The sequence below is a fragment of the Cysteiniphilum sp. JM-1 genome, assembly GCF_008711525.1.
Lineage (GTDB): Bacteria > Pseudomonadota > Gammaproteobacteria > Francisellales > Francisellaceae > Caedibacter.
The window spans coordinates 23,178-37,775 of record NZ_VXKS01000025.1 but is presented as its reverse complement, the minus strand read 5'-3'; the positions used below and the strand labels follow the sequence as shown (position 1 = coordinate 37,775).

Below are 14,598 nucleotides of genomic sequence, written 5' to 3'. Positions count from 1 at the left end.
GGACAGCGCTAATGATATGTTATTCATACGGTCTTTTTACAAGGCTGGGCGATGGGAAGATATTGAAAGAATGGCTTATGCAGGCGGGTTAGCAATGGCTTCCTAAAATACCCACAAATTGCGAATGCGCCCACTTATTTAACCAACTACAAGCTTTAAACAATAAAGAAGGTCTTGAAAAGATCAGAAGTTATATCACTGAAGATCTCTATCACAGTGTTTTAAATGACATCGAGCACAACGATGAATTAGCACAATTTAAAGATTTGAGCTGCAAAGTCATTAGCTGTGATCGTCAAGCAAATCAATATATTGCAAGTGTCATGTTCGTTGGACAAGTCAAAGAAGATGCTCATAGTGACTGGCAAAACTTTGAAGAAATCTGGCACTTCACACGCAAAGATGGTGAGCATTTATGGCAAGTTGCCGGTGTTCAGCAATTCTAAAATTCAAAGGCTACATATAGCGCGCTTTAATATGCGCGATATAAGCACTCGCATCTAAACTCTTACCACTGGCCTTTGTGACCAACTCATCAAACGTATATAGCGAGCCATATTGGTGAATATTATGATTAAGCCAGCTCATTAATGGCTTGAAATCCGCTTTAGCAATACTTGGCATGATTTCTGGATTACTGTGCTTCGCTGCAGCAAATAATTGCGCTGCCAATAACGCTCCCAATGCATAGGATGGGAAATAACCAAAATCACCAGATGACCAATGCACATCTTGCATGACACCGTCTTTATAATTATTCGTCGTATCGACCCCAAGATAACCGCTCATCTTCTCTTGCCAAATAGCCGGCAAATCTGCCACAGTAATTTCATCCGCAAAGAGCGCTTTTTCAATCTCATAGCGCAAGATCACATGCAGTGGATAAGTAACTTCATCGGCATCAACACGGATAAAATCAGGTCTCACCTTTAATAAATGCTTCATCAAGTTATCTTTTGATAAGCTATTACTTTGACCAAAGTGACGTTGTGCATATTGCGCAAGAATAGCAATAAACTCAGGGCTGCTACACGCTTGCATTTCAACAAGCAGTGATTGGCTCTCATGCACTGCCATGCCTAATGCTTTGGCTACAGGTTGTGTAATATACTTTTGCGGCAAACCCATTTCATATAAGGCATGTCCTGTTTCATGACATACCGCTAAGGCACTGGATAAAAAGTCATGTTCATTATAGCGCGTGGTAATGCGTACATCTGAAGGCACCCCACCACAAAAAGGATGCTGTGAGGTATCAACGCGACCATGGTTAAAATCAAAACCAATAACACGCATAAGATCTTGTGATAATGCATATTGCTTATCGATGGCAAAGCTTTGGTTAAATGGCAAACTTACCTTACTGCTTTGCTTATCAACAATCTTTGGAATGGCTTGCGGCAAAAAGTGTTTAAGCTCATCAAATATCGGATCGATATATTGTCTATTGATACCTGGGGAGAACTCATCAAGCAATGCATCATAGGCATCAACACCATAATACCCTGCTTTGATCTTTGCTTTTTGTTTTATCAAGGCAACGGTTTTGCTCAAAAGCGGCATGAAGTCATGCCAATTGTTTTGACCACGCAGCGTGCGCCATGCTTGTGTCGACTCTTTGGTTGTCACTGCCAAGTCTGCCACTAAACGCTCGGATAAAATCGTCGCATTAACAACAGCTTTACGCATATGCTTAATATTAGCCAATTGCCATTGATCTAAAGCACTTTCATCGACATCCTGCAAACGACTCGCCACTTCAGGCAAGTTTAACTGCTGATGAATGGTTGTTGTGAGACTGGCTAATGCGCTATTACGTGCTTTGGCACCCCCTATCGGCATCATTACATCCTCATCCCAGCACAGCATCTCAAGTGCGTGATTAAGATCATTAATATACTTGAACTTATCGTGTAAATACTGGTAGTTTTTATCCATTGTATTACGCTCCATGCATAAAGGCTGATTCTGCTAAGGGGTGGTTGGTTAACAAAAAGCGTTTTGGTGTTTCTGCTAACAAATACCCTTGATAAGGCTGCCCTGCTTTAAAGTAAGCATTGTAATTATTCTCATCGGTAAAGACAAAAACACGGCGATCACTTCGCCACACTGGCCAGAATTGATCTGCGGTTCTTAGTGTTTTATCTGCCCCTGAGTTTGGCATTTTGGCAGTATTAGCAAGCTCACCTTCATTGGCAACAATCCACGTCAAGCGATCCAGATAAAACTGTGCATCATAATAATAGCCGCCATAATTTGCGACAATGGCATGCGGGTAGGTTTTAAGCAAGGGTGCGACAATATTCGTCAATGGACGCACACTTTTTTGCGCAAAGTACTGCGAACCTGACCAACCCAAGTTTAAAATAATCATCATCGCACAGACAAACCATAGCATAATCGCTTTGAGGTTATTGCGCTTTAGATAAATAAACCCAGCAATGGCAGTGATAAGAGAGACAACAGCCGCTGGCCAATAGAAACCTGCAATTTCATTAAAGAACATCGCAAAGTTAGGAATAAATGGCAAGATCACAAAAGCAATGGCAATAATAACAAAAAATACCAAGGCAACAATAATGCTCGCCTTGGTTGATTTACGTAATGTCGATTCGTTAAGTAGATTATCAATGCGTCGCGCAATCAAGATCGCAAACGGAATTATCACTGGAATCAAATAGCCCATTAAAATCGATTTTGAAAACGCAAAAAATAGCAAAATTGCCATGCCCCAGACAAATAAAAACCATTCATTGTCATGCTGCTTGCGCGTTTTAAGCTTGGTTAAAACCGATTTAAAAACTTGTGGTAAGAAGCCAAACCACGGGAAAAAGCCGATAATGAAAATGCCAAAATAGACAAACTTGCTCATTTGTCGCCCTTGCTCATCCGTCGCATAACGCAAGATTTGCTGAACAATCACATAATAATGAAAAAACTCAGGGTGCTCATTATTAACCGCAACAATCCATGGCACTGAAATGATTAAAACAACGATTAAGCCAAGGTATAAGCGATAATCTAACAGCAGGCGATACCTGCCAACGATTAGCGCCCATAAGCCAATAATCATCATCGGAAACACAATGCCGATGAGCCCTTTGGTCATCACCGCAAGCCCTGAGAAAATAAAGGCATTTAATAGCCAGATATTTGCTTGCCAACTTGTCTGGCGATATTGTCTTGATGCCCAGAATGACAGCATGGTTATTGTTAAGAAAAAGGCAACACCGGCATCAAGGTTCAAGTAACGACCACCGCCTAGGTATAAAATCGATGTACCCGTAATCAATGCTGCCCACAGTGATACACGGCGCTTTTGATAGACAATACGACAAACGATATATACAAACCACACACCAATAATGGATAGTACCGGATTAGGCAGACGTGCCGCCCAAATATTAAAGCCAAAGATCTTGAGTGACAAAGCAGTTAACCAATAAATCATTGGCGGCTTTTCAAAGTAAATCACACCATCTAAGTGTGGCACGATATATTGGTGATTGACGACCATCTCACGTGCAATCTCAGCATAGCGCCCTTCATCAGGTGTAAACAACACCGGCAGACCATAAAGACATAAGGCAATTGCCATAATGATTGTTATCAATAACAAATCATACCAAAATACGTGATCCATTTGCCAACGAAGGCGGCTTACCTTTTTTTCCATCGTGTCTATAACCTATATTTGTAGCATTTGAAGCTCAAAAGATTATATACATCTCGGGTTACATTTTATAGTGGCATATACCACTGATCAGAAATTTAGAACTACTGCTGTCTCATTTCTTTAGCAATTTTATCCAAGAGTCCATTGACGAAACGATGTCCTTCTTCAGTGCCTAGCTCTTTTGCTTGATCAACATACTCATTTAAAACCACCTGATAAGGCACATCTAAGCAATCGATTAGCTCATACGCACCTAAGCGTAAAATCGCCAGATCAATTGGATTGATTGACGCCAAATCATTAATCGCATAATGATTGATTTTCTGATCAATGGCTTCTTTATGCTTAGCAACACCATCGATTAAACGATAGAAAAAATCCCACTCAACAGGATGACGATCAACATTATCAGCATAAAACTGTAGTTTCAATTCGTTGACTTGTGTATGCGCTAATGATTGCTGATATAAAGCCTGCACGGCATGAAAACGCGCACGTCTGCGCTCTTTGACTTTTAGTGACATCGGCAAAACCTTAAAAATGCTAGCTCAGTTAAAATACGATCGCAAATTATACCCAATCGCCAGATAATGTGATAGCTCTAATTATTTTTTTATTTTTGGACTATGACCATATGCCTGATCACTTTGATTGTGTAAGCGTTGGCTGAGCATAAGTCGAAGCCACTCTGAAGTGTGATTACCCTTCGACTTACTCTCAGGGTACGGTGGGCAATTCTGGGTGAATATTTAGTCTTAGCCTATTTTTTTATTAAACTTTGAGCGTCAATTGCTGATTTAAGCGATTATTGCTCTATACTCAACTTAAGTTTCCATGGAAGATGATAAGGATAATCTATGGCAAAGCATATTATTCAGTCTAAAAGCACACTTGAGGAAGCCATCACCTTAAAGGCACATACTCGTCTGATTAATGCCATGCTTATCTTGATTGCCATTTCATCGATTTTATTAAGTACACTGTCGGTATTTCGCGCGTTTGATAGTGGTTGGTCACTGAAATACACTTTGGACTTGTTTTTAGCTTTAGCCTTGGTTGTGTTGATGCTTTATCGCGCCAAGCTAAGTAACAGAGTCAAATCCCATATCATTTTGCTTGTTGCGGTTATTGCAATTATCAATGATTATTTATTTTATGGCTTGCTATCACCCGTTAGTATTATCTACGGTCTTGCTATTGTTTATGCCTTGAGTTTTTACACCGAGAAGTCTGCACTAATCTTCTCAAGCATAATACTTATTGCGGTTGCGATTATTACTTGTCTGCATGTCCTTATTTGGCATGCCAGCAACAATCAATCGACAACCTACATAGGCTCTATTTACTCTTGGTTATTGCTGGTTGGTTTAATGATATTTAGTTTACTGTTTATCAGTTTTGTGATTATATCCATGCGTCGCCTAACCTCACGCTTATTACGACATGTCAATGATCGCAATGCGTTACTTAGCAAAAAGGCGGTACTTTTAGAAAAACTCGCGATGACCGACAGTCTGACTGATCTATATAATCGCCGAGCTTTTTTGAATATTGTGAAGAAATTGCTCCCCGTCACTAAGCATCATCACTATATTTTAATGATCGATATTCGCCAATTCTCTCGCATCAATGATACTTATTCACATGACACAGGTGACAAGCTACTGATTGCTTTTTCACAGCGCTTAACTGAAGTTTTACCCAAAAACAGTATTGCTGCACGCACTGGCGGCAATGAATTCAGCATCCTTGTAAGACTCCCTGTGAACGAGGATATACAAGCATTTGGCAAGCACCTACAAGAGAAAATGCAGCAAAACTATAGCTTAGACTACAAAACACTAAGCATTACCACGACACTAGGAGTTGCACTATTTACGCCACAGCTAGATTACACCTTAAATTTACGGCGCGCTGATTTGGCGTTATTTTATGCCAAGAGCCACAAGCAAGACTGCGTTGTCTATGATGAAACCATCGATAACTTCTATCATACGGAACAAACCCTTGAAAACTATATGTATGAAGCACTTGCTCAGAGATCTTTCTACTTTCATTTTCAGCCACTAGTTGATGGACATAACGGCACAATCATTGGCTGCGAGAGCCTGATGCGTTTAAATCACCCCGAGCTTGGCAATATTCGTCCGGATATTTTTATTCCAATTGTTGAACGCATGGGGCTTGCCGATAAGCTCAACTACTATGTTGTTAATGAAGTATTATGCTATTTCTGCCTGCTAGATTTAGCACCTGCCAGAAGTTTTAAACTCAGTCTTAATATTTCTCCTGTGGTATATGATTTTCCAGCACATATGCAATTATTAATTGAGCAGATCAAGCAGCACCCAATTCCGAAGTGGTTAAATATCGAATTTGAAATTACCGAGTCTCAACTCATGCAGCATTTGGAAGGCAATTCACTTAATATAAGTCAAATGTTTGCACAATTAAAAATGCATAATATCGGGTTATCCATGGATGACTTTGGCACGCAATATTCATCACTTAATCGCTTTATTAATTACAGTTTTAATACCATCAAGATTGACAAAAGTTTCACACAACGCCTTGATCAACCACACAATCAGCCCGTCATTGGTGCCGTTAAAGCCATTGTACTATTAGCCAATGAGCTCAATATCAATCTGATTGCTGAGGGCGCTGAAACCAAAGCACAAGTAGATAAGTTGATTGAGCTAGGCTGTGATTGTATTCAAGGTTATTATTTCTATCGACCGATGCCAATTAAAGAACTCATCCAAAATTTAACTGAAAATTGGTCACAGCACAATAATCAAGCCCAGTGATATGACAAGCAGGATAATCATCGCTAAACCACCAGCTAACAATGGCTTGCCTCCTGATTTAAGTAAGACAACTAAGTCGGTATTTAAACCAACCCCAACCATTGCCATCGTCATACAAAAGGCAGAAATTTTGGCAATATAATGGCTTACTGAAAGATCAGCTAGTCGATCTAGAAAGCCAAACAACCCCAAGGTATTTAGAACTACCACTGCCAAAAAATATAAAATAAACTTAGGGAAATACTGATGCCACGCGACTCTTTTTTGTGCTTCTTTATCCGTTGTATTGGCTTTATGGTGTTTAATGCCAATTAGCATCACCATCGGTGCAAGAAGTAAAATCCTGACCATCTTAACAATCGTTGCTGTTTGTCCAGCGATTGCACCAAAAGCAAAGCCTGCTGCCACCACTTGTGGCACTGCTTGAATGGATGTTCCTGCCCATACGCCAAATTGAAACTCATCTAAGCCCAAGGCATGTCCTAGTAACGGCAAGACAAAAATGGCGATTAAGCCATATAATGACACGATCGTCATTGCAATTGCGACTTGCGTTTGATTGGCTTTGACAACGGGAGCTGCTGCAACAATTGCTGAACCTCCGCATATTGCCGTGCCAATGGTGATAAGTGCTGACATCTTCTCATCAACCCCTAAGCGCTTACATAGCCACAGTGTGACAATATAAGCAATTAATAAACAAATGAGATTGATCAATAGCGCTTGCCCTGAGACTTTAAGCACTGAAAGTAAATCAAACTTCACCCCCATTAGCACGATACCTAACGGCAATAGCGACTTTGCCGCAAAATTGGCACCAGGAGTGAGTTTCTGCCACAAGCGCGCTGAACTGATCACACCTTGCAAATTTTCCTGCTGATGAGCCGCTGCTTTATGACGAAAAAATAGATTGCCACAGATAATGCCAATAATAATCGACAGCACCATTGGCTCTAATGGATGAACTTCTAAGTTTTGATGATAAATCGTAAAAGGGGCAAAGGGTAGAAACGCCACGATATAAGCAATAATGGTCAGAAACGCACAAAATATGAGCCCTGTGATTTTACTCATGCCTGATACATCCGAATCACGTGACGCGTAGCATCTAACAGCGGCACATCGACTTCAAATATCTCATATTTAAGGGGTAATATATCTAAAGTCTCTTGCTCAACTTCAGCCCCTTTCATCGCAATCATTTGCCCGTCAATCGCCAATAAATGGCGACATAAACGCTCAAAATCAGCAATTGAGCTAAAGGCGCGTGAGATCACCGTATCAAACAAGGTCGATGGCTCGTAATCCTCAACGCGAATATTCATAGCAGTGACATTATCCAAATCAAGCACTTTCTTAACATGACTTAAAAAACGTACTTTTTTGCCAACGCTATCAATCAGCACAAAATTAACTTCAGGTAATAAAATCGCCAAAACAATACCTGGTAAACCACCACCGCTACCTACATCAACAACATGTTTACCTTTGATAAAGGAAACCACCGACATGCTATCAAAAACATGCTTTACCAGCATTTCATCCCACTGGATAATTGACGTCATGTTATAGGTTTTGTTCCACTTTTTAAGCAATGATAAATAATCAATCAAACGATTGATCTGCTCATCATCAACCGTAAGGTTAAACTTCTCTGCAGCTTGGCGAATCTTGACCTTGCTATCGTCAAGCATGTTATTCAAACAATCTAGTGTAATCATTTTGTTTACAAACCCTTCCAGAACCTGATTTTCGTTTTTGAGTATATACCGCTCGTGAATCATTTTACAGCATTTCTGTTATTGAATTTCTCGTTCTCTATGGTGTACCACTTCATTATTTAATCAACGACAATCCAATAGCGCTAAACTCTGACACAGCTGCCAAAACTTAAACTTTACTGGTGATTTTAGCGATTGTTTGCGCATTACAATACCTACCGTTACCGCTGCCATATCAGCAATATTGAGCATTTTGATTTTGCTTGCCAAATGATTATGTTCAACGACAACTTTTGGCAATACAGACACGCCAACACCCGATGCAACAAGCGATAAAATCGCTTCATTACCATCGACTTCGCCATATATTCGCGGTGATTGTTTTTGCCCTATTAGCCATTTATCTATCGTGTTATCGTTTAAAAACTGAATGGGCATAATAAAAGGGTATTGTGCTAAGGCTTGATCAATCGACTGCACATCACTTTCTTTTGACACGACTAAAACCATACTGGTAATAAGCACAGGATGGGCATAGAGATTATCATCAAGCTTATGTTCATCAATAAATGAAATACCCGCATCCATTTGGTTACTAGCAACCAAATTAAGCGCATTTTGCATTGACCCTGTTTCTAACTGCAACTGCACATTGGGATAGCGCATGTTAAGTGCCTCAATAATCCGTGGCAAAATCACATATGACGCCGTCACCGTACAAAATAGGCGAATATCACCGCACAAATTATCCTCATCTGGATGCAGTAACGCAAATAACTCATCATTTGCATCAAGCACTTTAATACTAAAGTCATACATATATTGACCTGCATCCGTTAGTGAAACATTACGGTTATTGCGTTCAAAAAACGTCGCCTCATAAGTTTCTTCAAGCTTTTGAATGACTCTTGTCACCGCCGAAGGGCTTAAATAACAGCGCTCTGCGGTTTTACTGAAACTAAGCGTTTCTGCCAATGTTTTAAACACTTCTAAACTTTTCACGTTCATTCACTATTGCTCCAACATTCACGTGATTTACTAAAATTACTCATTTTATAGAAAAAATGCGTAACTCCAGTTAATAATCATTGTTTTTGTTGCTTCGCCATTAATTTATAACTCAAATGCGCTTTGATCGTTTTCCATTCAGAGTCGATAATACTATAAACACACGTATCACGCAGTGTACCATTATGCATCCTGCGATGATTGCGTAAAATGCCATCCAATTTGGCGCCAATAGACTCTATGGCACGCCTTGATGCAAAATTCAGATGATGCGTTCTAAACTCAACAGCAATACACTTAAACACTTCAAACGCGTGCTCCAAAAGCAGTAGCTTACACGCAACATTAATTGCCATCTTGAGTCGCCTGCTCTAAACCTTCTACATGCGAAAGAGATAATGGCTCCAAGCGCACCAAATCATTCGCTAACATTGTAATCTCTCTCATTTTTTACTCACTTTGTATTGTTGTAAATATAAGTTGCTATGCAAATATTATCAGGTATTTTTTTGGATTCTCGGATCAAGTCCGAGAAGGACTGCAAGTCGTCATATTCGGGCTTGACCCGAATATCCATGATTCCCAATACACCATTGCTTAGGCATTTAGCTTAAAAGAAACGTTGGCTGAGCGTAGTCGAAGCCATCGTTTATTATGCGCCTAGCCCCCTTCGACTGGCGCTCAAGGAGCAGTTGCTACTATAAATATGGATCCTCAACAATAGCTGTACGTTTACGCACATCCTCAGTTAATAAATCGATTTGCAGGATCTGATACGCTGAACGCACACCACTTAAAAAGGCACCATGCACAGTTGATGGGAAATAAAACGACGTTGCCTCACCAGCAAAGAACAGCTTATTATCAACCGGTTTACCTAATCTTTGCCGACGTTTTGCTTTAACGCCGACCGGCAAATAAGAATAAGAGCCGTAACTATATTCATCATTTGCCCAGCGGGTAATGCAGTAACTTTTAAGCTTGGGTAGATTTTCGCCATACATATGTTTGAGCGAGTCAATAATCAATGCAAGCAACTCGCGATCACTTAATTGCTCAAGCTGTTTTCCAACAACGCCCGCAGTAAATGCCATTAAAATCGGTTTTTTAGTTAAGGGGTAAAAATTCATCATCTCGCGTGCAATTCGATGCTCTAATGATAAACAGGCAACGCTCTGAGCCTCTTTATCCCAAAAAACTTCCTCAAACTCTAGATAGATTTTATTTAACACACCCATTTCAAGCTGCTGAATCGATTTACGCTTAGATTGTGGCAAATAGGGATTAAAGCCAATATCTGCATGTTTTAGCACGCCTAGCGGCACGGTAACTAATACGTAGTTTGCTTGATATTGATTCTTTTCTGTGGCAATTTGCACCAAATCGCCACTATAGTCGATGTTTTGCACCGGATCGCTTAAGCGAATATCTAAATGCTTAGAAAGTAAATTAGTGATTTGTGCATAGCCTTGAGGAAACAATAAATCACTCCCTGCAAAATCAATATCTGCATGATGACTTTCCGCTGAAAGTGATTTAGCTTCAATCGCATATTCATACAAAAACAACGTATCAGCAATATAGTCAATATAAAGTGCGTCTTCTTTGGCAATTTGATTGTCGACAATAAACTGCTGCTTGATATCAGCAATAGATCTTAGGTGACTTTCCTCATCGATTTGCACGCCTTCAAGGTAATCAAGAAAATCCGCCATCCAATTAGCAATTTTAAGCTTTTGTTCATGGCTTAATAAATTAAACTCCTGATCATACATCTCGCGATGCAAAATATTATCAGGCGACGGTCCACTCATTTGTGAGCGCCACGTACTGATATTATGCTTTTTAGCCAAGCGTGTAATCGGGTTCTCTTGTACACCATGAATCCAAGACGCGCCAAGATCAACCGTCTCTCCAGCAAAGCACTGGCTATGCACACGCCCACCAACACGATCACGTGCTTCAAGCACCAATACATCAAAACCATTTAGCATGAGGTTATTTGCTGCAGCAAGACCTGCAACACCACCACCCACAACAACGACATCATATATTTGCATAAATCTATCCTTATGATATTTACGCCGACCAGTATATCTGAGCACATTGGCATGTGGCAGTATTTCTTAGCGTATACCCATCACAAACCATTTTACGATGAGTATACAATTCATCTTGAAACATTATTCAACACAGTCAATTTTGCATATTTATTACGATCAATACATAGTCATTATCTCAATAAAAAAGATCAACATACGCACACAAAATATAGACTTAGTACACTAAACAGCCCAGCAAGCCGCTTATATAATAATCTAGCATTTTGCAATGACGCACTTATTTAAACTCAGCCAAACACCTAATAAGGCAGCGTATTTTATATCAGCAGAAATAAGGAGAAACATTATGACACTATCAAGGAAAATCATCTCAAGCGCGATATTAGCAACCCTTTTAAGTAGCTCCGCATTTGCTTTATCAGCACCTGAACCTCTTAACTGTATGCAGGTTAAATTTAATGCAGGCACTCAATGGCCCGATCCGTGGAAAGCAACGAGCTTGACACTAACTAACTACTGTAATAAAGATATTGATCTAAGAGATGCTGAGCTCAAAATCATTGGTAATACTTCTTATGCTAGCGCCTATATCTTGTCACCTACATTTGATATCGCTTGGCCTGCCACCACCAACAATGTGACACAACTTGGTGATAATAAAGTAACCACCTTTAAATTTGATCAATTCCAAGAAGGTAATCAATGGTGGCAACCAAAGACAATAATGCCTGCCAATGCTCAATTAATTTGGAGTAGCAATCCTGTCAAAGGTGAAAATATTATTTCATCTGCCTTTTATCCACATGGCGATACGCCAATTGAGCAAAAAGGTCAAATGCATTTTAGCATTGCCAAAGGTTCTGACCCGTTGCCTGCCAATACTAAAATTACCATCGCTGGCAAAGACACAGGCTACACAACAACCATTGATTTTACGACAACCGCTACTGTCAAAGATGTCCCTTATGGCGAATATAACTTAAGTGCATCAGCAACTGTTGATGGCAAAACATTGGAGATCACGATGATCCCTAGCCTTGTGAGCTTATCAAAAGACCAACCACAAGCAAGCGCGCAAGTGTCTTATAAAAATCAAAGCGCTGAGCTTATTGTTACATTACATCGAGCACAACCAACTGATGTCACACACGATAGTGTTACACTGAATCTTTTAAACAAACAAACGCAAAATATTTCACATCAAGAAATTAGCTGGAATGGCAAATCAACTTTTGTTTTAGATAAAAATACAGATTATGTATTGAGCGCTGACCCAATGACCGGTTCATTGTTTAAATATAGTTTTACCTTTGATGGCAAATCCGAGGCTGATATCAATATGAGCCAAGGACAGAAAACCATTCAGATGTCCTATACAGAAGCACCAGTCCCTACGGGAACCGCTGAAATAAATGCCAAAGGACTTGATGGCCATAAGGCAACCGTCTATTTTACCGGTGAAGATAAAGAAGTCCATGATCTAAACATTTCTGATGACAAAGCTTATTCAATGAGCTTAGCAGCCAATCAATCCTATAATGTAACGGCTAATACATTTACCGTAGATGGTTATCGCTATAGCCTTGATAACCCGCAAACGATTGCAATTAGCGAAAATAAAACCACAGCGGTGGCATTGGCATTTAACAAATCACCTGTCCCAACAACTAAGCAGTTTATTACCGGATATTGGGAAAACTGGAAAGGGGCACTGCGCCCACAGGGATCAACCAATGTTAATGACCCTGCTTATTACAGCAATGATATCAAGCCATACACACATGTCCTTTATTCGTTTTTAACCCTTGCTAAATCGCCAAATCCAGACAACCCGCAAGCTGCTTATTGGAATGGGCAAGCCATCTATGAGTCAATGACACAGGGTGATGTAAATATACTCATGCAAAAATATCCTGATGACACGCCTGATTATGAACGTGTTGATAACTGGCAACGGAGTAAAATTGATGCCTTAATCAAGACCGTACATAACAATAATGGTAAATTTATCTGGGCAATCGGTGGTTGGTCAGATCTAACAAAAACGATTAAGCCAGAGCAAATTGATACCTTTGTCAACAAAGTCGTTGAATTACTTAAACTCTCTGGAGATGGTGTTGATTTCGACTGGGAGCACTTAAGTCAAGATCAAGCGATCACTGAGCAGCAACTTGACACACTCGCTGAAACCTTATTAAAACTAAGACAAGCACTTGATAAAGCAGGTATGCAAGACAAGCAAATTGGTTATACGACTCGCTTTAATGCCTTTATGGAAAATGCCAAAGTTTATGGCTTCTCACACTTTGCATCTGATGGCGAAGGTTTAGCGATTAACAACTGGTTAAAAGCACATAATAGCTCACTTAATGCTGTTGTCGATTGGGTCAATATTATGGCATATGACGTCGGTCCAAATGACATGCCAAATGGTCAAACATGGTCAATGAATGTCTACAAAGATGTATTTAACACCTTTGCTCAGCATATCGATAAATCTAAAATCGTGATGGGCTTTGAACCCGGTGGACAAGCCGCAGGCGGTGTCTGGGAAGGTATGGCAATTGATAAATCAGTCATTGATGTAATTGCTAGCACACCATATGGCGGCAGCATGTTCTGGGCGATTAACCAACCTGCTTACAACTCCTCTGAGGTTACAGGGGATAATGCTTATGACCTAGCCAATTACTCACAGCAGCAATTTGGTTACTAAAACGCTAACGGAAAGGTATACATCACACCCGCGGTTAAAGCATTAAATTTGCTGACTTGATCTTTGTTATTAACTTCACTATCTCCAAATACATATTGATACTGGGCAAACACTGTCCAGTTTTTATAAGTATATGCAGCACCTGCCGCTGCCATTGGTTTCCATGCATTGGCAGTTGCCGAGAATCCTGTATCACCAATATTTAATCGTTCTGTGACATAAGCCATACCTCCCTTACCAAATAATTGCAAACCAAATGGTAAGGTGAACTTCAACGTACCTAATACAGGGATCATTTGATAATTTAGATTTGAATTATTGTCTTTGATGATGTGATAACCATAGTCATAGCCAGATTCAACACCAAATGAAATTGTATGACTCAAAGCAAAATCAAATCCGACAATGGCGCCACCAAAAACATTGCCATTACTGGCATTATCAAGATCGGTGCGCGCAATATCTGCTACTTTACCATAACCACCTTGCACACCGAGCACCAGACCATAAGGTGCTTTTGAATCTTGATCATTATCCGTATCGCTAGCACCGATAGCAGGCTGTACATTTAATGGTGTTTGCTTTGCTATCGTCATCTACTGCT

Annotated in this window: 12 protein-coding genes; 3 read left to right on the top strand and 9 right to left on the bottom strand. The window is 40.0% G+C overall.

The features are described from left to right. The first annotated feature begins 266 nt into the window (after nt 1-266). Entirely contained in the window at nt 267-446 is a 180-nt protein-coding gene (locus tag F3D68_RS09985; protein ID WP_151194291.1) for a hypothetical protein, read from the top strand. Nucleotides 447-456: 10 nt separating this feature from the next. Here F3D68_RS09985 and F3D68_RS09980 read toward each other — a convergent pair whose 3' ends face one another. The 3 genes from F3D68_RS09980 to nusB form a co-directional block, all read right to left on the bottom strand. Further along, complete coding sequence (locus F3D68_RS09980; RefSeq protein ID WP_191092794.1) at nt 457-1,938, bottom strand: carboxypeptidase M32; 1,482 nt, start codon at nt 1,936-1,938, stop codon at nt 457-459. Nucleotides 1,939-1,942: 4 nt separating this feature from the next. After that, a complete protein-coding gene (locus F3D68_RS09975; RefSeq protein WP_151194289.1) occupies nt 1,943-3,676 on the bottom strand; it encodes a phospholipid carrier-dependent glycosyltransferase in 1,734 nt (577 codons plus the stop codon). A 101-nt stretch (nt 3,677-3,777) separates the two neighbouring features. Continuing rightward, nucleotides 3,778-4,200 (bottom strand): transcription antitermination factor NusB, encoded by a 423-nt coding sequence (gene nusB / locus F3D68_RS09970; RefSeq protein ID WP_151194288.1) that lies wholly within the window; start codon nt 4,198-4,200, stop codon nt 3,778-3,780. 333 nt (nt 4,201-4,533) lie between these two features. Between nusB and F3D68_RS09965 the strand changes: the two genes are divergently transcribed. Then, nucleotides 4,534-6,486, top strand: a complete 1,953-nt coding sequence (locus F3D68_RS09965; RefSeq protein ID WP_151194287.1) for a putative bifunctional diguanylate cyclase/phosphodiesterase — start codon at nt 4,534-4,536, stop codon at nt 6,484-6,486. Here F3D68_RS09965 and F3D68_RS09960 read toward each other — a convergent pair. The 5 genes from F3D68_RS09960 to F3D68_RS09940 form a co-directional block, all read right to left on the bottom strand. After that, on the bottom strand, nt 6,460-7,560 hold the full coding sequence (locus tag F3D68_RS09960; RefSeq protein WP_151194286.1) for a YeiH family protein: 1,101 nt from the start codon (nt 7,558-7,560) through the stop codon (nt 6,460-6,462). The genes F3D68_RS09965 and F3D68_RS09960 overlap by 27 nt on opposite strands. After that, entirely contained in the window at nt 7,557-8,207 is a 651-nt protein-coding gene (gene rsmG, locus F3D68_RS09955) for a 16S rRNA (guanine(527)-N(7))-methyltransferase RsmG (RefSeq protein WP_224728288.1), read from the bottom strand. Before rsmG ends, F3D68_RS09960 begins: the two co-directional genes overlap by 4 nt. Before the next feature lie 123 nt (nt 8,208-8,330). Continuing rightward, on the bottom strand, nt 8,331-9,215 hold the full coding sequence (locus F3D68_RS09950; protein ID WP_151194285.1) for a LysR substrate-binding domain-containing protein: 885 nt from the start codon (nt 9,213-9,215) through the stop codon (nt 8,331-8,333). A 77-nt stretch (nt 9,216-9,292) separates the two neighbouring features. Next, the gene (locus F3D68_RS09945) at nt 9,293-9,571 is read right to left on the bottom strand and encodes a GNAT family N-acetyltransferase (protein ID WP_224728287.1); all 279 of its coding nucleotides are present in this window, start codon (nt 9,569-9,571) and stop codon (nt 9,293-9,295) included. Between the two features lie 342 nt (nt 9,572-9,913). Beyond that, nucleotides 9,914-11,275 (bottom strand): flavin monoamine oxidase family protein, encoded by a 1,362-nt coding sequence (locus F3D68_RS09940; protein WP_151194284.1) that lies wholly within the window; start codon nt 11,273-11,275, stop codon nt 9,914-9,916. A gap of 349 nt (nt 11,276-11,624) precedes the next feature. Here F3D68_RS09940 and F3D68_RS09935 point away from each other — a divergent pair, with 349 nt between their 5' ends. Continuing rightward, entirely contained in the window at nt 11,625-13,994 is a 2,370-nt protein-coding gene (locus F3D68_RS09935; RefSeq protein WP_151194283.1) for a glycoside hydrolase family 18 protein, read from the top strand. On the opposite strand, the gene F3D68_RS09930 is transcribed toward F3D68_RS09935, so the two are convergent. After that, a complete protein-coding gene (locus tag F3D68_RS09930; RefSeq protein ID WP_151194282.1) occupies nt 13,991-14,590 on the bottom strand; it encodes an outer membrane protein in 600 nt (199 codons plus the stop codon). The genes F3D68_RS09935 and F3D68_RS09930 overlap by 4 nt on opposite strands. Nucleotides 14,591-14,598 lie beyond the last annotated feature (8 nt).